This window comes from Bacillus cereus group sp. N24, assembly GCF_016483345.1.
Classification (GTDB): Bacteria; Bacillota; Bacilli; order Bacillales; family Bacillaceae_G; genus Bacillus_A; species Bacillus_A toyonensis.
In genome coordinates this window covers 31,480-52,548 of the sequence record NZ_JAEHCA010000017.1, presented here as the reverse complement: position 1 = coordinate 52,548, position 21,069 = coordinate 31,480, and the positions used below count along the sequence as shown (strand labels likewise).

Sequence of the window (21,069 nt, the reverse complement as noted above, 5' to 3'; positions counted from 1 at the left end):
TTTATTTTTTCTCTATCGTGCGGACCTCTTCGATCTTCCAGGTCTCATCTTCTTTTCCAAGCGCATACTGTACTTTTTTTTGAATAGCAATTTCCCCATCTAATTCTTTTTCCTTTGTTTCAACAATGATATACCCTGCTTTACTAGCTTTCATATCTATATGTTCCAATTCAATTTTCTTATTTCCCTTTTGAAAAGCTGCTTCTTTTTGTGTTTTTAAGTCTTCGGCACTAGGCAGCTTCTTGGAAAATAACTCCATATGTTCAGCAAGTTTTTGTTCATTCGTCGTCCGTACAAATGCCTCAATAACATCTTGAATAGACTGTTCTTCCTCTTTCGTTATCTGTACTTTTTCTTCAGTTTTTTTCGTAGTAGGTTTTTGTTCTATATTATTCTCTTGAGGTTGACATCCAACTAGCAATAATACAAAGAATAGAAGAAAACTTAAATTCCGTAAAAAAAATCTCATCTGTCCATCTCCTAAAAAGAAAAGTGAGGCATTTTGCCTCACTTTCGTTCATAATTAGCGTCTTCCTTTATTCGGATCGCCACCGCCAACAATATCAAAGACACGTTTCGCTATATTTGTATTCTCTTGAACACCGGAGAATAAGTATTTACCTGGTCCAAATGCATATACGTTTACATCTTCACCTGTATGTCCACCTGTTGTCCACCCTGTAACCGATCGCTTATTGAAGATATCTTCAATCGCATTATCAATCTTCGTTACATCTTTTGATGGAGCTATATCATTTACAGCTTTAATTTCTTCTGGTGTTAATTGTAAATCGATATATTTTTTCAATGTTTCTTCTACATTTGCACCTTTTGCAATCTCATTTGCCATAAAGTCTGGTGTACGTTTTGCAGCTTTAATTGGATCTACTTTAAAGTTGTACTCACCATTCGCACCTAGAGATAATCCACCTGTAGCGTGGTCTGCGGTTGCAACGACTAACGTATTTTTATCTTTTTTCGCAAACTCAATCGCTGCTTTAAATGCTTTTTCAAAGTCTTCCATTTCACTCATTGCACCGACAATATCATTATCATGCCCAGCCCAGTCGATTTGACTTCCTTCAACCATTAAGAAGAAACCATCTTTGTTTTTGTTTAAACGTTCAATTGCTGCATTCGTCATTTCTTCTAGTGAAGGTGTTTTCTCATTGCGATCAATCATTTTATCTAAACCGCCTGGTGCAAATAAACCAAGGATTTGATCATTTTTATCATTTAACAATCGATCTCGATCTGTTACGTAGCTATAACCAGATTTCTTAAACTCTTCTGTAAGATTACGATCTTTTCTAACAAAGTTCTTTACACCGCCGCCAAGCATAACATCAACTTTATGCTTCCCTTTAATTTTTTCATCAAAATAATCATTTGCAATTGCGTCCATATTTTTACGGCTAATATCATGAGCACCGAAAGCAGCTGGTGTTGCATGTGTAATTTCAGAAGTCGCAACAAGTCCCGTTGATTTCCCTTTTTCTTTCGCTTGTTCAAGAACAGTTTTCACTTCTGCTTTATCATTATCAACCGCAATTGCCGCATTATATGTTTTAATCCCTGCTGACATAGCTGTTGCCGCTGATGCAGAGTCTGTAATATTTTCATGTTCATCTTCCGGATATGTTTTTTGTGTTCCTACAAGATGCTTATCAAATTCTGTAGATTCCATCTCGAATGTTTTTGGATTATCCTTCATATAACGATGAGCCGTCATATATGAAGGACCCATGCCATCTCCAATTAACACAATAACATTTTTAATCTTTGCATTGTTTCCGCTCTCATCTGCATTAACCTCACTAGAACGTGTAAAATTCCATGTTGCTACCGAAGTAACTGCTAACGACGCCACAACTGCAAATGGCCATGCTTTTTTCACAAACTTTTTCACTGTCTTGTCCCCCTAATTAGGTTATTCATTTCCCACTATCAAATTTAACAGAAGACTGTTAAGGGAAAATTAGTTATATGTAAATTTTTTGTTAACTTATGTAAATATCAGTTATAATTTGTATAAGTTTGTCTTTTCATATCAAGCATCGTTCCCTTTACAATCTAAATATAAACAAGTTGGATTTCCTTTAACGTAAACCTCTTATTTTACATTTCGAATCTATTTTTATGAAAACAAATAGAAATGTGGTGTACTTTTATGAAAATAGTAAAGCTAGATGAATCTTTCATTTTTGAATTACTCAATCTTTGCAAATCTGTTGGATGGTTACAAGATGAAATCTTTATGAAAAAACAATTCAAAATGTATCTCTCTATTGGCACACTTGTAGGTTATATTCATGAAAATAAACTCATTGCAACTGGAGGTGTATTTCCCTTTACAAGTAGCTTTTCTTCCATTGGCATGTTAATCGTTCATCCTCATTTTCAAGGACGAGGGATTGGACGTATGTTACTAGATAGCTGTTTGAAACACGCTCACTCAAAACAACCAATTGCACTTATTGCAACAAAAGCTGGCGAGCCCTTATACACATCATGCGGATTTCAAACAGTAACGACGATACATCGTTTTGAAAAACAAACTACTAAGACGAATACCGTTCAAACACAACAAGTGAAAGAAAAAGACCTTATCTCTATTACCTCTCTCGATGAAATTGTAACTGGTGCCAATCGCTCTCTACTCTACTCATTATTATTATCAAGAGCTATACACTCTTTTAAAATTGAGAGAAATAACCGTATAGAAGCTTTTTCCTTCTGTATACAGAAAGGGAATATTTTATGTATCAATCCACTTATCGCAAAACAAGAGGAAGATGCTATTCGATTATTAAAAAAGATTTGTGAGTGTTGGCATGGTATCGTACGAATTGATGTCCCGCATTCACAATTTACATTTCGTAAATTTCTTCAAACAGACAATTTCCAAGAAACGCTCCTTTCACCTCTTATGACAAAAAATGGTAGCCAACTTCCTGGAAATCGTAATATGCTATTTGCTGTGATAGATACAGCATTATGCTAGAAAGGAGACAACTAATTGAAGCAGTTTAGCTATTTTATGGTAGGTTGTCTTACTCTTACACTATTAGTAGGATGTAGTGCAGCAGAAAAGCCAGTAGAACAAGTAAAACAAGTTAAAAATACAATTACAGCAAAACTAGCTACCGAGGAAAAAATGGTAGAAATAGACGGTCAAACGATTTACTTTAAAAAAATCGGTAATGAAAAACCACCTTTACTTATGATCCATGGATTTGGAGGATCATCAGATGGTTTCCAAAAGATTTATTCCGATTTAGCAAAAGATCATACGATTATTTCTGTAGATGCTTTAGGATTCGGGCGTTCATCTAAGCCGATGGATTTTTATTATTCTTTCCCAACTCATGCAAATTTGTATTATAAGTTAATGAAAAAACTAGGGTATGATTCATTCGCAATATTAGGGCATTCGATGGGTGGAGAAATTTCTCTTAATTTAACATATTTATACCCTGAAGCGGTTACCCACCTTATTTTAACTGACGCTACAGGTGGCCCTCATACATTCGTTCATAAACAAGGATCACCAAAGCCACAGTTGTCGACTGATTTAAGTACCGTTTCTTCAATTGCAGATTATGATGAGAGCAAAGTGAAATTCAAGCGTAATGATGAAGAGCATTATAATAAAATGAAGTTATGGCCTAGACGACTTAAAATCAATGCAAATGAAATAAAACAACCAACTTTAATTATATGGGGGAAAAATGATAGTAGCGTTTCTTGGAAAGAAGGAGAAACGTATCACCAATTCTTAACAAACAGCACTTTACATATTATTGAAAAAGGTTATCACGCACCATTTCGTCAAGAGCCACAAGAATTTGTAGGGTATGTAAAAGACTTCTTTAAGAACAATCCGATCAAAGTTGAGAAATAACATAAACGGGTATCTCATTTTGAGATACCCGTTTTCATATATTAAGCAGCTTGCTTTTGACGTTTTTGAGTTTTTGATCCTAATACTTTCGGGATAATGAAACCATCCATTCCAAATTTCCCAGCGTTCATACCGGAAACAAGAACAAACATAGATAAGATAACCATCTCAGGGTTCACACCGATTGACCCACTAAACATATAGGAAAAGTTCATTACAAGGCCAAAAAAGACCGCTGTTTTTGTTAAACAGCCTACAATTAAACCAATTCCGACTAAAATTTCTCCCCATGTTACAAGTGTATTAAACAAATCTACATTTGGAATTGCAAATTCTTGTAAAAATGATGCCCACCAAGATTGAACAGCCGGTTGTGCTCCTTTAGATTTTTCAATTGCACCTTGTAAATAACCCGTTGCATCGAATCCTTTTCCTTGTAGTTTACCGATTCCAGCCATTAACCATGTGTAACCAAGATATACTCGAATTACTGCTAATACAAAAGAAACTGCTTTGTTTTCTCTTAAAAATTGAATAACCATATCTTCCTCCTAAAGGTGTAATTAAGTCAGTTACAGATAATATAATAACATTAGTTACTTATTTTTCAAACGTTAATTATGAATAATTTGTGACATACATATTAAACATTAAAAACTAACGTTTATATAGTAACTTTTATTACCTATAAAAACTTGAACATATCATACCACAGGTGATAATCATTTTCATTGAAAAAATTGTAAAAAAAATGTGTGCTAAATGTGAAACGTGTTTATTCTATATTTAAATAAATACGTCTCGCACTACTTATATAATCGAAAAGTATCGGTCTCTTCATCAATTAATCTCGCTTCTTGAAAGGCTTCTTCTAACGTTTTGTCATGGTTAATAACACTGTAAAATAAGCGTATTGTAAACATAAGCGCTGCATTCCCATTTACGTAATCTATCGACCCAATATACGATTTCGCGCCACTATATAAAAATGATTCTGCTAATTTCCCCTCCCCTAACGTGCACCCGCTATTTACAATATGTGTATTATGCAATTTTGCATATTTATAAATTTCTTTCGCTCCAAAGTTCCCTCTCGGTTCATCTTGTTCGTAAATATCTTCACCTAACTCTTCCATGACAAACTTTCCTTCCTCACCATGAAAGCAAAAAATAACATAATTGATATCGTTATATAAGTTCTTTCCAGAAAGAATTTCCACGAAATCATTCGGCCTACCAATCCAATATGTCACAACTCTTGCCCCAAAATATTCAAGCGATGCTCGGATTGATTGTGCCTCTAAATCAGAATTAAAGCCAACTACTAGTGCAACATTCAACATACACCCTCCATCCTATAATTAGATCTACTCAATCAAACTTTTAAGGGATACATCCATTTTATATATACCCGTTTCTTTCAAAAAATCAGATCTAGTTAAAACGACTTTCTGTAAATATTGCCGATACGCTGTAATTGTCCCGTCGTGAGATACAATGCAAATTCTTTCCGCCCCCAGCTCATAACACCAAAGAAGAAATTCATCTACTATTTGCTGAAAACGATTCTCTGAAATAGTATTTATACCTTCCGTCCATAACTGCTTATTTGTACTTTTCGCAATCGAAAAATGTGGAAATAAATTTGTTATTATTCCTTGATCTACTATGTGATCACATGGTAATGTTTTCGCTCCTTCTCGATAAGGAAAAATACGTGGGGATGCATATGGATGAACGATTTTTTGACAAGCTACTTTCTCACTCCATATCGCCGCCGTTTGTAAAGTTCTAAGTGTAGGGCTAGCGATTAATATATCTGTTTTCTGTAATGGTACATTGAATTGAATGAATCCAGCCTGATTCCTTCCCTCATCCGTTAATGATGGATTCAATATTTGTAAACTTGCCGGCAAATCCTTTGTATGTTCTCCTTCACCGTGCCGAACAAAGACGAGTTTCATACCCATCCTCCTCTCTCCATGAAATCCTTCAACATAATTTCTTCCCTATCTCATTCATTATTCCTGCTATAAAAAAACAATATGTAAAAAATATTCGACATAAATAACAGGAAAATATTACAATTTTATGTGTAAAATACTTTTTACAAGGGAGAGGGGAATTATAAATATGAAATGGATAACCATCTTAATTGGAATGATTATATGGGGATATATAAACGGATTTTTTAGTAGTGATAAAACTGCTAATCCTTGGATTACAGATGATGAACGAGAAACAAAAATTAAACAGAAAGCAATTATTGCAAGCTGGTCCGGTGTTTTTATGTTTTGTACCATTAACCTCTTAAACAAATGGTTAGGTGTAGAAACAAACAATACATCACCTTACTTACCATCTTCTATCGCAACTATTTTAAAAGAAAATATAGAGTTACAAATTTTATTTATGCTATTTATTACGTATGGCATCTTTTACATATACTACCGAAGAAAATTAAGCGCTTAACTTTTTATCTCATGATTATCCTCCTAAATGGTTATAGTAATTAGGACGAAATGAAAGGAGCGATAGAAAAATGAGTAACTCGAATGATTTTTTAGATACACTGCATGAAAAACAAGCAAAAGATGAACAAAATAGAAAACGTCAGGGGAACGGAAACCCAGCGAAAAAGAAGCCAAATAAAACACATAAATAACAATAAAAAACCTGCCTAAAATTATCTTTTAGGCAGGTTTTTTATTCTTCTTTCACCGAGATAACATTTTCCCAATTCCATTTCTCGTAATACCACTCTGGTACATCTATATTTTCAATCCACTTCATTTCATGCTTTCCATCTTTATGAGCAAGCCATACATCCGCTTTCTTACGGTCTGAACGTATCCATATTAATTGATTACTTTTATTCATGAAGAGCGGATGATAATCTCCTTGCCTATGAGGTGGCTTTGTGATTCGATGTTGTTCGTCGCTTGTACTATCGATTTCATATAAAGATGGTAGTGGTCTTTTTTCTGGTGGAGTTTCTATCCCCGCCTCTTTTGCTCGTGAAACGATAATTACGTTATCATTCTTCCATATAAAATCCCAATCGACATATCCTTTCGGTGTAAATGTGTTCTGTTGAAGTGCTGGCAATTCTTTTACTTTTAAATGTTTATTCTCTAACGCAACTCTCCCGCTTCCTTCAATATAGGCCAATATATTGTTGGCTGGCGCCCATTTGAACCATTGTGTGTTTAATAACATTTGATCTACCTTTTCAAAACGACTACCATCTGCACGAACTAAGCAAAGCGTATTGCTATCAGCTGACCATGAAGCTGTCGGTACTGCTAAAAATGAAATCCACTTTTGATCTGGCGACCACTGAAAGCCACTTGCAACTAATGCTAGGAAATCATCATGTTCATTTGGTAATGCATACAAATGCTTCATTTTGTGAGGATTCATATGTGCATCTTTTTGTACTTCATATAGCTGGGCTCCTGTCCACCCTGTTGGAAGTAAATGTGCTTCAGAGGATACAAAAAACTTCTTTCCATCAGGATACCATGCATAATCTCCTACACCTGCCGATACATTTTCAAAATCTGTATTCTTTTTTTCTACATCAAATGTATTTAATGTACCTGTAAATATAAATGCAATTATATTTTCTGTTGGTGACCATTGATAATTCGATGCTTCTGAGTGAAACGGCGTAACTTTCTTTCCATCTTTCAGCCGATATAACTCAAGACTACCTTCTTTCTTTCCTTTTACATATGCCAGCCACTCTCCATCATGAGACCACTTTGGCCCTGTTATATACTCTCCTTTTGTAAGTTGTTTCTCTTTCCCCTCAACTTTAATCCAGAGGTCATGATGACGAATAAAAGCAATTTTCGCTTCATTATTTTCTGCGCTACTATTAATGATTGAACATAAAAATAAGACTAACATTGTACCAACGCTTACTATGAACCGTTTCATAATACCCCTCCATTTCCCTCATAGCATTCCTCAATGTCCACCTACAATATGTAAAAAATACCTATTCGACATAATCAGAAAAAATTTCCCAAGAAATTTTAAATTCATAGAGGATTGGTATGAATTATGTCGAAAATATAGTTTATCTAACATCCGATTATGTAATTCGAGATAAATTCGTAAGATTAATTTTCGGAATATTGACACTTTTTATCAAGGGGAGTTTCTACGAAAAAAACTACATCTACACTACTGAGTATGGCGCTCGTCTTTTCCAGTTTTGGAGCTTTAAGCGCCCATGCTGAATCACTGCAAAAAGAGAAGCAATTTAGTCCACAGTTAAAAGCAAACATTACACAATGGGGAGAAAATAAAATTGCGCAAAATGTTGAAACAAAAACATCAAAAGAAATATCTGTCATTGTAGAATTGCAACATGCTCCACTCGCTTCACAAAGTAACATTCAACATGCTCCAGATTTACAAAATAATAATGCCCAGTCTTATCATGCGCAACTAAAAAAGCACAAGAAGATACTACTAAGAAAATAAAAGAAAAAGCACCGAAAGCAACGATAAAAGAAACGTATAGTACGTTATTTTCTAGGTTTTCTATCTCTATCCCAGGGGATCAAATTACCGCTCTAGCTTCTTTACCTGAAGTAAAAGCAATTTATCCAAACTTAACATACAAATTACATGAAACGTCAAAAAGTCCGGCTAATCAAGAAACACCAAATACTGGAGGACCGACAGTTGGTGCGCCTGAAGCTTGGAATTTAAAAGATCCGACTGGCAAACCACTTGATGGAAAAGGAATGAAAGTCGCTATTATCGATTCAGGTGTAGACTATACACACCCTGATTTAAAAGCAAATTATATCGGCGGCTATGATACAGTCGATGAAGATAATGATCCGATGGACGGAAACGTACACGGTACTCATGTTGCTGGAATTATCGCTGGGAATGGAAAAATAAAAGGGATTGCTCCAAATGCCTCTATACTTGCTTACCGTGTCATGAATGATGGGGGTACTGGTACAACCGAAGATATTATTCAAGGTATTGAGCATGCTATTCAAGATGGTGCCGATGTTTTAAATCTATCTCTTGGTCAAGATTTAAATGTACCCGATCAACCTGTAACAATGACGCTAGAACGTGCGGCGAAACTTGGTGTTACTGCGGTCGTATCAAATGGAAATGATGGACCCAAACCTTGGTCTGTAGATGCACCTGGGAATGCAAGTAGTGTCATCTCTGTTGGAGCATCTACAGTTTCTATTCCATTTCCAACATTCCAAGTAGGAAACGATGCCCAGCTTGTATATGTTGGATACGGTAATCCAAGTGATTACGCTAAACAAGATGTAAAAAGTACGTTCGCGCTTGTCTTACAAGGGACTTCGAGCACGTTAGTAAAAGCAGAACAAGCAAAACAAGCTGGCGCTCTCGGCGTGCTACTAATTTCTAACGAAAAAGAAATTAATATTATGCCAGAATATTTTGGACGTGAAGAAGTAGCTTTTCCTGTTATGCAGCTATCCAATACGAATGGCGAAGAGTTGAAAAGTTTAATTACAAAACGAAAGAAAAATATAAAAATTGGACAACCAAAACAAACAGAACTTATTGGTAATTTTAGTTCAAGGGGACCATCACAAGGAAGTTGGCTTATAAAGCCTGATGTTGTTGCACCTGGCGTACAAATTACAAGTACAGTACCAAGAGGTGGCTATGAATCTCACAATGGGACAAGTATGGCTGCGCCGCAAGTAGCTGGAGCCGTTGCTCTATTACGTCAAATGCATCCTGATTGGACGACAGAACAATTAAAATCATCTCTTGCCAATACAGCCGAAACATTAAAAGACGTAAACGAAAACACATATCCTGTTATGACACAAGGATCGGGCTTAATTAATATTCCAAAAGCAGTAAAAGCGGACGCATTAGTTACACCAAACAATGTAAGTTTCGGTCTAATTAAACCAAATAGCGGAAAATTAAAATTAACACAAAATATTACATTACAAAATCTTTCTAGCAAAAAGAAAAACTTTTCAACTCGCATTGAACTATTAGATACAAAAACGAAAGTTCAAACTTCTTTCGCTTCTTCTGTGAGCGTAAAACCGAATAGTAACATAGAAAAACCTTTTACCATTACTGTGGATAGTTCTTTGCCACAAGGTGTATATACAGGGAATGTATATGTAAAAGAACAAGGTAAGACAGAAGAAATACGTATTCCATTTACATTTAGCATTGATCCAAAAGAATACAAACGTATTGATGGCCTTGAAATTGTTAATTCTACTTTCAGTCCAAATAATGACCAAATACTAGATGACAACCTTATCAATTACTATTTAGTTACACCCGTTGAGGATATAACGTTTCACGCTAATTTAATTACGAAAGACCGAGTAACCTATCAAGGTATCGTTTATCAAGGTAAAAATGAAACACCAGGTTATAAATCTTTCAAATGGAATGGTACAAAAGTTGGTGGATCCCCTCTACCTGACGGCTTATACCAAATTGAAGCTGTTGCTTCTAATTCTGGTGGAGAAACGAAACAAACAGGGGCTGTGTTTGTCGACCGCACTGCACCTAAATTAACACACGAAGTTGATCAAGAAAATCTCATAATTAGAGGGAAAGTAACTGATATACTGTTAGATTGGATGACAGAATCCGGATGGGTTGCTCCAGGACATCCTGTCACGATACAGTATGAAATTAACGGGAATGGTACATGGGAAAATGCATTCCTGAACCATTGGGAGAAAAACTACGAAATTTATTTCGATCGTAGTCAATTACAGCAAGGAAAGAATACAATTCACATTGTAGCAACTGATGCCGCTGGAAATACATCTAATTTGAATGTTGATTTAGAAGTGAAATAATTAAATTATTGTTGACAATCTTTTAAAAATAGTTTTATAATACGAAACATAGTTTAGTTGAACAAATTATATATCAGCTTTGAAGGAATACTAGTAGCGACTTATATCCCTGTCTCAGAGAACTGATGGTTGGTGTAAATCAGTACATATACAAGCGTGAATTACAATTCTGGAGCTTCTTTCCCGTAGTGCACATAGTGCATGAAGAGGAAGACGGATCTTTCCGTTATCTTAAAGTGAGTGGTAAACAATTTTTATGTTTACAATTAGGGTGGTACCGCGATTTTTATCGTCCCTATCGGATTTTCCGATAGGGGCTTTTTTGCGTCCTTCCCTTTTATACAACTTCATATATACGCATTGAAAGAATCGCAGTAGTATATTATATCCCTGTTACAGAGAGCTAGTGGTCGGTGGAAATTAGCACATATATAAGTACGAATTACAATTCTGGAGCTTCTTTTTCGTAGTGCTTTTATGCATGAAGGAAAAGACGGAGTTTTTCCGTTATCATGAATTGAGATGTAAGTGTATTTTCACTTACAAATAGGGTGGTACCGCGATTCTTTCGCCCCTATCGGATGTTCCGATAGGGGCTTTTTCTATTTCTCAAAGAAACAAATGTTAAATAATTCCGAATCTTATGATAAAATTTTATAAGCGTTTACAATTTGAAGGGGGTGATATAAGCTATACGAAACTCATATTCAATTTTATAGAAAACAAGGAGGATGTCTAAATGACAAAGAAAACAGAAATCCCATCGCATTTAAAACCATTCGTATCCACACAACATTATGATCAATACACACCGGTGAATCACGCTGTGTGGCGTTACATTATGAGACAAAATCATAGCTTCTTAAAAGACGTTGCCCATCCAGCCTATGTGAATGGACTACAATCATCTGGTATTAATATAGATGCAATTCCAAAGGTAGAAGAAATGAATGAATGCTTGGCACCAAGCGGCTGGGGAGCTGTAACAATTGATGGCCTTATTCCTGGCGTCGCATTTTTCGATTTTCAGGGGCACGGCTTACTACCAATCGCAACAGATATTCGTAAAGTAGAAAATATCGAGTACACACCAGCTCCAGATATTGTACACGAAGCGGCAGGACACGCACCGATTTTACTTGATTCTACATATGCAAAATATGTGAAGCGTTTTGGCCAAATTGGTGCGAAAGCTTTCTCAACAAAAGAAGAACATGATGCATTTGAAGCTGTTCGTACATTAACGATTGTCAAAGAAAGCCCTACTTCTACTCCTGATGAAGTTAAAGCTGCTGAAAATGCTGTAATTGCAAAACAAAACTTAGTTTCTGGTTTATCAGAAGCTGAACAAATTTCACGTCTTTTCTGGTGGACAGTGGAGTACGGATTAATTGGTAATATTGACGATCCAAAAATCTATGGTGCTGGCCTTCTTTCCTCTGTTGGCGAAAGCAAACATTGCTTAACAGATGCTGTAGAAAAAGTTCCTTTCTCAATTGAAGCTTGCACAGGGACAACTTATGATGTGACAAAAATGCAACCACAGCTATTTGTTTGTCAATCATTTGAAGAGTTAACTGAGGCGCTTGAGACGTTCTCTGAAACGATGGCATTCAAAACAGGTGGCACAGAAGGATTAGAAAAAGCAATTCACTCCGAAAATCATGCCACAACTGAGTTAAGTAGCGGATTACAAATTACAGGTACATTTACAGAAACAATTAAAAATGATGCCGGCGAAGTCATTTACATGCGAACAAGCTCTCCAACTGCATTAGCAATTCATAATAAGCAGTTGGCAAATCATTCTACTTCTGTACACAGAGATGGATTCGGGACACCAGTCGGATTACTAAATGGTAATATCGCACTAGAAGATTGTACAGAAGAAAAGTTACAGTCATTAGGCATTACAATTGGAAACGGTGCAGATTTTACTTTTGCAAGTGACATTCATGTAAAAGGAACAGTAACTGATATTGTAAAGAATGATAATAAAATTGCCCTTATCTCGTTTATAGATTGTACAGTTACCTATAAAGATCGTTTACTATTTGATGCTTCATGGGGCGCATTTGATATGGCTGTTGGTTCAACAATTACTTCCGTATTCCCAGGTGCCGCAGATGCCGCAGCATTTTTCCCATTGGATGAAGAAGTACAAGAAATCCCTGCTCCACTTGTACTGAATGAACTTGAACGTATGTATCAAACAGTTCGAGATATTCGAAGCGAAGGTATTTTACACGACGTCCATATCGATCAATTAGTAGCAATTCAAGAAGTATTAAATACATTTTATGCGAAAGAATGGCTGCTTCGCCTTGAAATATTAGAATTACTTTTAGAGCATAACAAAGGGCATGAAACATCTGCAGCATTACTACATCAACTTTCTACTTTCACAACTGACGAAGCTGTAACACGCCTTATTAACAATGGTCTTGCGTTACTGCAGGTAAAGGATGTGAAAAATGATGCTAAGATTAACTGAAGAAGAAGTTCGCGAGGAGTTATTGAAGGTAGATAAATGGATGGTAAAAGATGAGAAATGGATTGAACGAAAATATATGTTTTCCGACTACTTAAAAGGAGTCGAATTTGTCTCTGAAGCCGCCAAACTATCAGAAGAACATAATCACCATCCATTTATCCTTATCCAGTATAAAGCAGTTATTATTACTTTGTCATCTTGGAATGCAAAAGGTTTAACGAAACTAGATTTTGAGCTTGCAAAACAATTTGATGAACTATTTTTACAAAACGAAAATGCAATTATAAGAAAATAAAAAAAGAGAAGCCTTTTTAGGCTTCTCCTTTTATTTTGAAATGGATACAATGTCCAAATGGATCCTCGACTTGTAATATTCCATCTTTGTACGTAGCAATTTTGCCAATATTTTTTAAGCTTTCACATACTTGCTCTTTTTGTTTTTCATCCGCTAGTACAATTGTGAAATATTTCAAACCAACAGAACCCGGCATTTGCGGTGGTACCCCTTCACCTTGCCACGTATTTAAACCGACATGGTGATGATAACCACCTGCTGATACGAACAACGCTCCATTACGAGCTGGGATCGTTACTTCAAAACCAAGACCATCAACATAGAAACGCTTCGCTTCCTCTAAATCAGCTACATGGAAATGAATATGCCCCATCACAGTACCAGCTGGAAATCCATTCCATGTACTTCCTTGCTGTAATAATTCTTCACCAGCTAACGGGTTACTAACAAATGGGAGTTCTCCATTCTCATCACGCCAAACTTCTTTTTGTCGATCATGATAAATTTCAATCCCGTTTCCATCTGGATCAGCTAAATAAAGAGCTTCACTAAAGTAATGATCGGCTCCGCCATGTAGTGGATATACCATCTCTACAAGATGACGAAGAACATTCGCTAAATCCTGCCTACTTGGTAATAAAATTGCGTAATGATATAACCCTGTTCTTGCTCTTTGCTTCGGAAAAGCTTCTTTCTTTTCTTCAATGATAAGAAGTGGTTCATCATTTTCATTCCCAAATGTAACGACTGCTTCTTCTTCTTTTAGCACCTTCATACTTAGTACTTCCGTATAAAACTCTAGTGATTTCTTTACATTAGATACGTATAAATGAACAACATCAAGTGTTGTATCGGGATGAAGTTGAAAACTCATCTTGTTAGCCCCCCCATTTAAATTAGTTCTTCTTTGACATTTTTTCTTTTAAGAAATTATCTACAAAACCATCAGCTTTTGCAACAAATAAGTATGCACCCATTGCTAATAATGCAAGTTCTAATTCGAAACCAGGATTTTTTCCATCTCCCAATAAACCAGCTGACCATTTCACTTTTACGATTGCCCCAACCATAACAAGTGCAAATAATAATCCAATATATCTTACACCTAAACCTAGAATTAATAATAGGCCTCCAACTAATTCAAATGTTGCTACACCGTATGCCAGTCCTCCTGGTAAACCAATGCTTGTAAACCACCCTGCAATATTGTCAATTCCTGATTGGAATTTTGTTAAACCGTGCATAAAGAACGTTACCCCTAACACGATACGAATAATTAAGTTACCAATATGTTGATTCATTTCTTTCTCTCCTTTATAGTTTTCTTATACAAAACTTTTATTTACATTACAAAACATACACTAATTTTTTTTATTCGTCAATTCATTTTCATTGGGAAAAAATATATTTTTTTTGCTATGATACAAATAGTTGTTTACAAAAAGGAGCTTGATTTTATGAATATTGGTTCTGCAATACGTGAAATTCGTCAACGTAGAGGCATAACAATTGCACAAATTTGTGAAGGAACAGGTCTTTCTAAAGGCTTTATGAGTCAGGTTGAAAATAATAAAACATCACCATCTATCTCAACGTTAGAAACGATCTCAAATTTTTTAAACGTTCCCCTTCCCTATTTATTGTTAGAACAAAAAGATCGATTGAAAATTGTCAAAAAAGAAGAACGAAAATACAGTGTATACGGCAAAGATGAGCAAAGAATTGAACATGTTGCGGAGCAAGGTGGCCTTCGCCTGAATCTCGTAGAAATTCCTGCCGGGTTTCCGAAAGAAAACTCACCAAATGCCCATGAAGGTGAAGAGTGTCATCTTGTATTACGCGGAAAGCTAGAAGTTCAACATGGTGAAGATATTGCAATTGTAGAAGAAGGTGATTCTTTCTCTTGGAATGCATGCGTTCCACATATTGTTCGTAATGTAGGAAAAGAATCCGCACTATTACTTATCTCTAGTCATGCGGAGAATCGAAAACGCGTTTACTAATCAATAAAAAAGAAGCCTGCTTCAAACAGGCTTCTTTTTTATTCTCGTATAATCCCGTAACTTGTCCCAACTAGCACCGTCTTTTCATGTTGATTGCGATAAACTGATTCGATTGAAACTTTTTTATACCCTTCCATTTGCTCTATATTTGTTAAAGTTAATTCACAAGTAATCGTATCCCCTGTAAAAACTGGTCTAATAAACTCACTTACTAATTCTCTTGCTATGTAATGTAACTCTTCGCCTACTTTCGTTCCAATGCTAGCAGTCAATAAACCATGAACCATTAATCGGCCATTCTCATCATATTCCATATGATGTCTCCCTTTATCACCTGTAATATTTGCAAATTCGAAAACTTCTTCCTCAGTAAATCTTCTTTCATATTTAAATACTTCCCCAACTTTTATACTCATTTTTATCCCCCTAATAATAAACTGAATTTTCTTTCATTTTATCATGAAATGAGTCTTAATTCATTTTCTATTACAAAAAATAATTAGAAATACTTATAACTGTATTTCTTTACTTTTCACCCATTTACCGATGACCATCTCTTTTTGCGATTTGGTATCCATAATACGCACATGTACCATTTCTGGATAACTCTCTAACTTCAAATCCACAACTTCTATAAAAATCAAAATTGTTCGCAGATGTATGTGCAAACCAATCACCATGGGGAAGCTTTTGTAAACAAAGAGCTACAAGTTTCTTACCCAATCCTTTCCCCCTATACTCACACTTCACAACCAAATTTACTATGTTAGCAACCATCATTTGATCAGAAATCACTCTAACCATCGCAACCATTTCTTCTTCATCCCAAATTGTGAAAGCCCATGTTGAATTTTCAAATGCAAGCGTAAACTTTTCAATTTGCCAAGAAGGGATATTATCATTACTCCAACCGGCATCTTCAAATAAAGTTTTAATTGCATATGCTGGTACTCCATTCGTTCCTTCACGGATAATAAGCCCATTATGGTAAATATACATGTAATCCCCCCTTTATTTTTATATACCATTCTTCAAAAGATGCAATTTACCTTTTTTCATCCAACTCGCTTAATCGAATAAACAAGAACATCCATCCCCTGAAATGAAGTTGTTTTCTCATAACTAAGCCCTGTTTTTCTAGCAACAAATATTGAGGCGGGATGGTTCGGATTAATAAGAGAAATTAATTTATTCATTTGTAATGCTTGGAAACCGTAGTCTCGAAATGCCGCAGCTGCTTCTTTCGCATACCCTTTTCCCCAATACTGAGGAAGTAACCAATAACCAATTTCAATTTCCTCTTTTCCATCTATCTTCTGCTTTACTAGTCCCGCATGACCAATTCGTATTCCCGTTTCCCTTTCAATCATTACAAATAAACCGAGACCATTTTTATAATTAGGAATTACCCACTCCTCCAAGCTTTTTTTGCATTGCATATATGTTTTTAACGTCCCATTTCCAATATAGCGCATTACTTTCTCGTTTCCCCATAGTGAAGCGTAGAACTGTAAATCATCCATTGTATATTTGCGAACTTGTAAACGATCTGTATGAAACATTTCTGCACTCCTTCCCACTAATGTGTTCTTTATTTCACGACCATATTTTACATGTATAATAAGTATTACTACCTATTATAAATGAACGAAACAAAAAATGCAGAATGTTCATTCTTTTACCCGATAAAAAAAGCAGTAGACAAATATTGTCTACTGCATCCATATCATAACTAGCACAAAGAAAACTACAATTGAGGGGGGTGTAGGATTTTCAAATATACTAGATACTTATCCCGTTCTAACGGGCGGTAAACTTTTCAATTATTTGAAAGTGAAAAGTTTACCGCACATAAGAACTTTTGCGATCATTAAGAGAGCACTGTTAAGTAATCAAACACACGCTGTGCTTTTTCTCCACCCATTCGCGCATGTTGAAGAAGGGAAATACCATGTGGGCCAGATGCACGTAATGCTTCTGGTTGTGCTACTAAAATAGCTTGTACAACTTCTAACTCTCCAAGCATAGCTGCAGCAAAAATATCCATGCGAGCACCCTTTTCCAGTAAATAAAGAGCAATATCTTTACGACCTACATGTGCCGATGCTCCTAAGGCACTTTCCCAATCTGATCCGCCCCAATTGTAAGAGGCATGAAGTAAGCTGGGCGATTCAACCAACAGTTCCTGTACTTTTTCTAAATTTCCGTGAGCTGCCATAACAAATTCTCTTACTAACTCAGTGGTAATACGCTCTTCTGTATGCATCGCTCTTCTCCTTTTTTAGAAATTCGTTTCGGTGTAAAAAATGGTTTGTCACTTCCTTGAAAAATATCCACTTCTATACCAAATACATATTGAAACATTTCATGACATAATACTTCTTCTGGTACACCGTCATACTGAATCTTCCCTCGCTTTAATACGAGTAAACGATCACTATATTGAGTAGCTTGGTTAATGTCATGTAAAACCATTACAATTGTCATACCAAACTCCTCATTTAATCGTTTCACAAGTTCCATTACTTCCAACTGATGAACGATATCTAAAAAAGTTGTTGGCTCATCTAATAATAAAACATTCGTGCGTTGTGCTAGCGTCATTGCAATCCAAGCACGCTGCCTTTCTCCTCCTGATAAAGATTGTAAAAGACGATATTCATACCCTTCAAGATTTGTAACAGACAATGCCCAATTAACAATTTCTTCATCTTCTTTATTTAAGCGAACACTCCATGATTTATGGGGGCCTCTTCCAAATTCAATTAATTCTTTCACTGTTAAATCTAATTGATGATCATGCATTTGTGGTAACATCGCTAATTGCTTCGCTACATCGGCACTCTTCATCGTATGAATATTTTTCCCATCTAAAATGATTTCCCCTTCGCTTTGTTTAAGTAGTCTTGCCATTAAACGAAGCAAAGTAGATTTCCCCGATCCATTCGGTCCAATTAAACTAACAACTTCTCCAGCTTTAATATGTACATTCATATTTTGCATTTGAAATCTTTCAGAATGTGCGTAAAACACTTTTTCAACGGAAATCACGTTGTTTTCCTCCTCTATGAATTAAATATAAGAAGAACGGACCACCTAAGAAGGATAATAAAATACCAACAGGCAATTCGATTGGATCGAACCAACTTCGAGCTATCGCATCCGCAAAAACAAGTAATACCCCGCCGCCAAGACATGATAGAGGCAGCAAATATTTATAATCATTTCCAACTAATAAACGTAGCATATGCGGTACAACAAGACCGACAAACCCAATAAGTCCAGAAACACTAACTGCTATTCCAGCTAATAATGTACTTACTACGATTAAATAAAAACGACTTTTTTCCACGTTATGTCCTAATAACTTTGCCATTTCATCTCCAAGTATTAATACTCGAATATGCTTAATACCAAAGAAGGCTAATATAATAGCAAATATCGCATAATAAATAATCATATTTAAATGTGCCCAGCTTACACCACCAATGCCACCAGCTAACCACGGTAAAACAGATTGTACTTTGTCACTATGTAATAACATTAATGCTGACGTTGCTGCACCAATCAATGCATTAATCGACACACCTACTAAGACAATTCTTGAAGGTGGTGCCCCTTTTTGCCATGATAAAGCATAGATGACCATTGCTGTGATGAAAGCTCCTAAAAACGCCCCTAGCGGTAAAAAAGCCATGTGCTGAGGAAATAAAATCATAATTATAATTGCTACAAGACCCGCTCCAGATGAAACCCCGATAATACCAGGGTCTGCAAGAGGGTTTCTCATAACCCCTTGCAATAATGCACCTGATGCCGCTAAACACGTTCCTACTATAAATCCAACGAGCACCCTTGGTATACGAAGATCCCATACAATTCGATGAACTATCGAACCTTCATCTTGCATCCCTGTTAGGATGTCTCGTAAAGAAAAGGATAAACTTCCCGCGAAAAGACCGTAAAAAAGACTTAGAATCGTTAATACGACCAAAATAACTGCTATTCCCCATCTTTTTTTCGCAAAAGGATGTTCCTTTTCTCTTACTACTTCATTACTCTCCATACTTATCATTTCCTTACATCTTGTATACTTTTATACATAAAGTCCATAGCTTCTGTTACTTTTGTTCCAGGATTTGATCCAAATAAGTCTGGTGGTAAAATAACTACACGATTTTGTTTTACTGCATCTAAATTTTTCCACGCTTCATTTTTCATCATTTCGCCTTCAAATGCTTTTTTCACGCTATTCGGGTCTCCGTGTGTAATTAAATAAATTACATCTGGATTCGCCTCAATAATACGTTCTACACTTAGCTGTGCATATTGCGGATATTCTTTCATTTCTGGAAAACCAGCTGCAATATTTTTCCCGCCCGTTTTCTCTAAAATGTCACCTGACAGAGATGTTGGTAATGCTGCTAAATAAGTTCCTGGTGCTCCATACACTAGCAATGCTTTCACATCACTCTTTTTCTCATATTTCTTCATTTGATCATTAATTTTTTGATTCAGTTCTTTTGCTTTCTCTTCTTTCTTCATTACTGCTCCGTATATTTCAATATTCTTTTGAATATCTTGTACAGAATTTACAGTAGAAATGACTACTTTCGTCCCTTGACCTTCAACCGTTGGAACATTCTTTTGGAATCCATTGTTAGCAACAAGTACATCTGGCTTTAAGCTAGCAATTTTCTCAAAATTCGGCTGATGTGCATTCCCAATTACTTGCGCTTTCTTTAACTCCTCCGGAAGAGTTAATTTCGTATCTGGACGACCTATAATCTTTCCGCCTAAAGCATGAATAATATCCATATCACCCATACTTAATGTTGCAAAGCTCTCTGGTGTTTTATCGAATGTTACCTTTCTTCCCGATAGGTCGGTAATTTCGATTTTTTCTTTTCCTTTTTCTGTTTTGGTTGCAGATGCTTTGTCGTTTCCCTTTGCATTGCAACCTATTAATAAGAAAAAAACAGATAAAATCGCTGTAAATAGCGTAATAGACTTTTTCATTCTTCCACCTCTAATTGATAATGATAATCATTAACCACTATTCTACTTTAATTGATAAGGATTATCATTGTCAACAAAAACGCATACATTTTCTTCAAAAAAAACAAAAAGCGCTACAAAAAGATCCTTTCTTTTTGTAGCGCTCTATTTAATACTATTACTCACATTCATTTTCCTCCAACTGGTCACGCATCACTTTTACACGCTGAAAGAAAAAGAACGATAAACTTAAAAATATAACGATGCTCCCCATCATAACAAAAAATTGTATCGTTTCTTTTGCTCCATTCGGAATCAATAAGCCAACCATTAACAATGTGCTTACAGCGAGAAGGATCTGTCCGAACCGAGTATAATCTTCTATTTTCCCTTGTAATTCTTTCATCATATTCTCACTCCTCCATTTCACTGTATCATATTCTATGAAACTGAAAGACAAGTAAATGCAGCCATTCGGGGAGATGTTTTCCAAAAGAAAAAGAGCCGCTTAA

23 protein-coding genes, 1 pseudogene and 2 other annotated features are annotated in these 21,069 nt (G+C 35.8%); of the genes and pseudogenes, 8 read left to right on the top strand and 16 right to left on the bottom strand.

Annotation, left to right across the window (positions count from 1 at the left end):
* Nucleotide 1: 1 nt before the first annotated feature.
* Together JDS95_RS21435 and JDS95_RS21430 are read right to left on the bottom strand one after the other, a co-directional pair.
* The gene (locus tag JDS95_RS21435) at nt 2-469 is read right to left on the bottom strand and encodes a hypothetical protein (protein WP_001210409.1); all 468 of its coding nucleotides are present in this window, start codon (nt 467-469) and stop codon (nt 2-4) included.
* Nucleotides 470-523: 54 nt separating this feature from the next.
* Nucleotides 524-1,909, bottom strand: a complete 1,386-nt coding sequence (locus JDS95_RS21430) for an alkaline phosphatase (RefSeq protein WP_199690776.1) — start codon at nt 1,907-1,909, stop codon at nt 524-526.
* Nucleotides 1,910-2,170: 261 nt separating this feature from the next.
* On the opposite strand from JDS95_RS21430, the gene JDS95_RS21425 reads away from it, so the two are divergent.
* Together JDS95_RS21425 and JDS95_RS21420 are read left to right on the top strand one after the other, a co-directional pair.
* Complete coding sequence (locus JDS95_RS21425) at nt 2,171-3,004, top strand: GNAT family N-acetyltransferase (RefSeq protein ID WP_085450584.1); 834 nt, start codon at nt 2,171-2,173, stop codon at nt 3,002-3,004.
* A 15-nt stretch (nt 3,005-3,019) separates the two neighbouring features.
* Nucleotides 3,020-3,904 (top strand): alpha/beta fold hydrolase, encoded by an 885-nt coding sequence (locus JDS95_RS21420; protein ID WP_085450583.1) that lies wholly within the window; start codon nt 3,020-3,022, stop codon nt 3,902-3,904.
* Nucleotides 3,905-3,945: 41 nt separating this feature from the next.
* Here the strand turns inward: JDS95_RS21420 and JDS95_RS21415 are convergent, their stop codons facing one another.
* The 3 genes from JDS95_RS21415 to JDS95_RS21405 form a co-directional block, all read right to left on the bottom strand.
* A complete protein-coding gene (locus JDS95_RS21415) occupies nt 3,946-4,446 on the bottom strand; it encodes a DoxX family protein (RefSeq protein ID WP_000236610.1) in 501 nt (166 codons plus the stop codon).
* A 264-nt stretch (nt 4,447-4,710) separates the two neighbouring features.
* Nucleotides 4,711-5,247 carry a hypothetical protein gene (locus tag JDS95_RS21410; RefSeq protein ID WP_000935635.1) on the bottom strand — a complete coding sequence of 179 codons (537 nt, stop codon included), beginning with the start codon at nt 5,245-5,247 and terminating at the stop codon, nt 4,711-4,713.
* A gap of 24 nt (nt 5,248-5,271) precedes the next feature.
* Complete coding sequence (locus JDS95_RS21405; RefSeq protein WP_000779720.1) at nt 5,272-5,868, bottom strand: histidine phosphatase family protein; 597 nt, start codon at nt 5,866-5,868, stop codon at nt 5,272-5,274.
* A gap of 169 nt (nt 5,869-6,037) precedes the next feature.
* Here JDS95_RS21405 and JDS95_RS21400 point away from each other — a divergent pair, with 169 nt between their 5' ends.
* Complete coding sequence (locus JDS95_RS21400; protein WP_000871278.1) at nt 6,038-6,376, top strand: hypothetical protein; 339 nt, start codon at nt 6,038-6,040, stop codon at nt 6,374-6,376.
* A gap of 70 nt (nt 6,377-6,446) precedes the next feature.
* A complete protein-coding gene (locus tag JDS95_RS21395; RefSeq protein WP_000071861.1) occupies nt 6,447-6,569 on the top strand; it encodes a DUF4023 domain-containing protein in 123 nt (40 codons plus the stop codon).
* A gap of 41 nt (nt 6,570-6,610) precedes the next feature.
* On the opposite strand, the gene JDS95_RS21390 is transcribed toward JDS95_RS21395, so the two are convergent.
* Nucleotides 6,611-7,849, bottom strand: coding sequence for an eIF2A-related protein (locus JDS95_RS21390; protein ID WP_000819441.1), 1,239 nt, complete (start codon nt 7,847-7,849; stop codon nt 6,611-6,613).
* A 258-nt stretch (nt 7,850-8,107) separates the two neighbouring features.
* Between JDS95_RS21390 and JDS95_RS21385 the strand changes: the two are divergent.
* The 3 genes and pseudogenes from JDS95_RS21385 to JDS95_RS21375 all read left to right on the top strand — a co-directional run bounded on the left by JDS95_RS21385 (nt 8,108) and on the right by JDS95_RS21375 (nt 13,556).
* Nucleotides 8,108-10,767: pseudogene (locus JDS95_RS21385) on the top strand (S8 family serine peptidase).
* Between the two features lie 70 nt (nt 10,768-10,837).
* Nucleotides 10,838-11,067 (top strand) — a binding site (T-box leader).
* Nucleotides 11,068-11,118: 51 nt separating this feature from the next.
* Nucleotides 11,119-11,346 (top strand) — a binding site (T-box leader).
* A gap of 160 nt (nt 11,347-11,506) precedes the next feature.
* A complete protein-coding gene (locus JDS95_RS21380) occupies nt 11,507-13,261 on the top strand; it encodes an aromatic amino acid hydroxylase (RefSeq protein ID WP_000163207.1) in 1,755 nt (584 codons plus the stop codon).
* Nucleotides 13,242-13,556: a 4a-hydroxytetrahydrobiopterin dehydratase gene (locus tag JDS95_RS21375; protein ID WP_000979552.1), complete on the top strand. Its 315-nt coding sequence runs from the start codon at nt 13,242-13,244 to the stop codon at nt 13,554-13,556. The genes JDS95_RS21380 and JDS95_RS21375 overlap by 20 nt, the downstream gene beginning before the upstream one ends.
* Nucleotides 13,557-13,572: 16 nt before the next feature.
* On the opposite strand, the gene JDS95_RS21370 is transcribed toward JDS95_RS21375, so the two are convergent.
* Together JDS95_RS21370 and JDS95_RS21365 are read right to left on the bottom strand one after the other, a co-directional pair.
* The gene (locus JDS95_RS21370; protein WP_144467577.1) at nt 13,573-14,430 is read right to left on the bottom strand and encodes a VOC family protein; all 858 of its coding nucleotides are present in this window, start codon (nt 14,428-14,430) and stop codon (nt 13,573-13,575) included.
* A gap of 22 nt (nt 14,431-14,452) precedes the next feature.
* Entirely contained in the window at nt 14,453-14,857 is a 405-nt protein-coding gene (locus tag JDS95_RS21365; RefSeq protein WP_001071553.1) for a DoxX family protein, read from the bottom strand.
* A 156-nt stretch (nt 14,858-15,013) separates the two neighbouring features.
* Between JDS95_RS21365 and JDS95_RS21360 the strand changes: the two genes are divergently transcribed.
* Nucleotides 15,014-15,559: a helix-turn-helix domain-containing protein gene (locus JDS95_RS21360; RefSeq protein ID WP_001020691.1), complete on the top strand. Its 546-nt coding sequence runs from the start codon at nt 15,014-15,016 to the stop codon at nt 15,557-15,559.
* Between the two features lie 38 nt (nt 15,560-15,597).
* Here the strand turns inward: JDS95_RS21360 and JDS95_RS21355 are convergent, their stop codons facing one another.
* The 8 genes from JDS95_RS21355 to JDS95_RS21320 all read right to left on the bottom strand — a co-directional run bounded on the left by JDS95_RS21355 (nt 15,598) and on the right by JDS95_RS21320 (nt 20,963).
* Nucleotides 15,598-15,975, bottom strand: a complete 378-nt coding sequence (locus JDS95_RS21355) for a hotdog family protein (protein ID WP_000025016.1) — start codon at nt 15,973-15,975, stop codon at nt 15,598-15,600.
* Between the two features lie 124 nt (nt 15,976-16,099).
* The gene (locus JDS95_RS21350; RefSeq protein ID WP_000276121.1) at nt 16,100-16,558 is read right to left on the bottom strand and encodes a GNAT family N-acetyltransferase; all 459 of its coding nucleotides are present in this window, start codon (nt 16,556-16,558) and stop codon (nt 16,100-16,102) included.
* 56 nt (nt 16,559-16,614) lie between these two features.
* Nucleotides 16,615-17,121, bottom strand: a complete 507-nt coding sequence (locus tag JDS95_RS21345) for a GNAT family N-acetyltransferase (protein ID WP_000469138.1) — start codon at nt 17,119-17,121, stop codon at nt 16,615-16,617.
* A gap of 308 nt (nt 17,122-17,429) precedes the next feature.
* The gene (locus JDS95_RS21340) at nt 17,430-17,825 is read right to left on the bottom strand and encodes an ankyrin repeat domain-containing protein (RefSeq protein WP_000556701.1); all 396 of its coding nucleotides are present in this window, start codon (nt 17,823-17,825) and stop codon (nt 17,430-17,432) included.
* Nucleotides 17,792-18,610: an ABC transporter ATP-binding protein gene (locus JDS95_RS21335; protein ID WP_000626362.1), complete on the bottom strand. Its 819-nt coding sequence runs from the start codon at nt 18,608-18,610 to the stop codon at nt 17,792-17,794. Before JDS95_RS21335 ends, JDS95_RS21340 begins: the two co-directional genes overlap by 34 nt.
* A complete protein-coding gene (locus tag JDS95_RS21330) occupies nt 18,597-19,625 on the bottom strand; it encodes a FecCD family ABC transporter permease (protein WP_139823516.1) in 1,029 nt (342 codons plus the stop codon). The genes JDS95_RS21335 and JDS95_RS21330 overlap by 14 nt, the downstream gene beginning before the upstream one ends.
* Before the next feature lie 5 nt (nt 19,626-19,630).
* Entirely contained in the window at nt 19,631-20,578 is a 948-nt protein-coding gene (locus JDS95_RS21325; RefSeq protein WP_000748484.1) for a helical backbone metal receptor, read from the bottom strand.
* Between the two features lie 157 nt (nt 20,579-20,735).
* The gene (locus JDS95_RS21320; RefSeq protein ID WP_033657341.1) at nt 20,736-20,963 is read right to left on the bottom strand and encodes a YrhC family protein; all 228 of its coding nucleotides are present in this window, start codon (nt 20,961-20,963) and stop codon (nt 20,736-20,738) included.
* Between the last annotated feature and the right edge of the window lie 106 nt (nt 20,964-21,069).

What these genes read in the sequence shown, in the direction of transcription:
- JDS95_RS21355 (WP_000025016.1), bottom strand. Translation starts at nt 15,975, where the DNA reads ATGAGTATAAAAGTTGGGGAAGTATTTAAATATGAAAGAAGATTTACT.
- JDS95_RS21405 (WP_000779720.1), bottom strand. Translation starts at nt 5,868, where the DNA reads ATGAAACTCGTCTTTGTTCGGCACGGTGAAGGAGAACATACAAAGGAT.
- JDS95_RS21435 (WP_001210409.1), bottom strand. Translation starts at nt 469, where the DNA reads ATGAGATTTTTTTTACGGAATTTAAGTTTTCTTCTATTCTTTGTATTA.
- JDS95_RS21425 (WP_085450584.1), top strand. Translation starts at nt 2,171, where the DNA reads ATGAAAATAGTAAAGCTAGATGAATCTTTCATTTTTGAATTACTCAAT.
- JDS95_RS21350 (WP_000276121.1), bottom strand. Translation starts at nt 16,558, where the DNA reads ATGTATATTTACCATAATGGGCTTATTATCCGTGAAGGAACGAATGGA.
- JDS95_RS21365 (WP_001071553.1), bottom strand. Translation starts at nt 14,857, where the DNA reads ATGAATCAACATATTGGTAACTTAATTATTCGTATCGTGTTAGGGGTA.
- JDS95_RS21415 (WP_000236610.1), bottom strand. Translation starts at nt 4,446, where the DNA reads ATGGTTATTCAATTTTTAAGAGAAAACAAAGCAGTTTCTTTTGTATTA.
- JDS95_RS21380 (WP_000163207.1), top strand. Translation starts at nt 11,507, where the DNA reads ATGACAAAGAAAACAGAAATCCCATCGCATTTAAAACCATTCGTATCC.
- JDS95_RS21360 (WP_001020691.1), top strand. Translation starts at nt 15,014, where the DNA reads ATGAATATTGGTTCTGCAATACGTGAAATTCGTCAACGTAGAGGCATA.
- JDS95_RS21400 (WP_000871278.1), top strand. Translation starts at nt 6,038, where the DNA reads ATGAAATGGATAACCATCTTAATTGGAATGATTATATGGGGATATATA.
- JDS95_RS21410 (WP_000935635.1), bottom strand. Translation starts at nt 5,247, where the DNA reads ATGTTGAATGTTGCACTAGTAGTTGGCTTTAATTCTGATTTAGAGGCA.
- JDS95_RS21395 (WP_000071861.1), top strand. Translation starts at nt 6,447, where the DNA reads ATGAGTAACTCGAATGATTTTTTAGATACACTGCATGAAAAACAAGCA.
- JDS95_RS21325 (WP_000748484.1), bottom strand. Translation starts at nt 20,578, where the DNA reads ATGAAAAAGTCTATTACGCTATTTACAGCGATTTTATCTGTTTTTTTC.
- JDS95_RS21320 (WP_033657341.1), bottom strand. Translation starts at nt 20,963, where the DNA reads ATGAAAGAATTACAAGGGAAAATAGAAGATTATACTCGGTTCGGACAG.
- JDS95_RS21330 (WP_139823516.1), bottom strand. Translation starts at nt 19,625, where the DNA reads ATGGAGAGTAATGAAGTAGTAAGAGAAAAGGAACATCCTTTTGCGAAA.
- JDS95_RS21370 (WP_144467577.1), bottom strand. Translation starts at nt 14,430, where the DNA reads ATGAGTTTTCAACTTCATCCCGATACAACACTTGATGTTGTTCATTTA.
- JDS95_RS21345 (WP_000469138.1), bottom strand. Translation starts at nt 17,121, where the DNA reads ATGTTTCATACAGATCGTTTACAAGTTCGCAAATATACAATGGATGAT.
- JDS95_RS21390 (WP_000819441.1), bottom strand. Translation starts at nt 7,849, where the DNA reads ATGAAACGGTTCATAGTAAGCGTTGGTACAATGTTAGTCTTATTTTTA.
- JDS95_RS21340 (WP_000556701.1), bottom strand. Translation starts at nt 17,825, where the DNA reads ATGCATACAGAAGAGCGTATTACCACTGAGTTAGTAAGAGAATTTGTT.
- JDS95_RS21375 (WP_000979552.1), top strand. Translation starts at nt 13,242, where the DNA reads ATGATGCTAAGATTAACTGAAGAAGAAGTTCGCGAGGAGTTATTGAAG.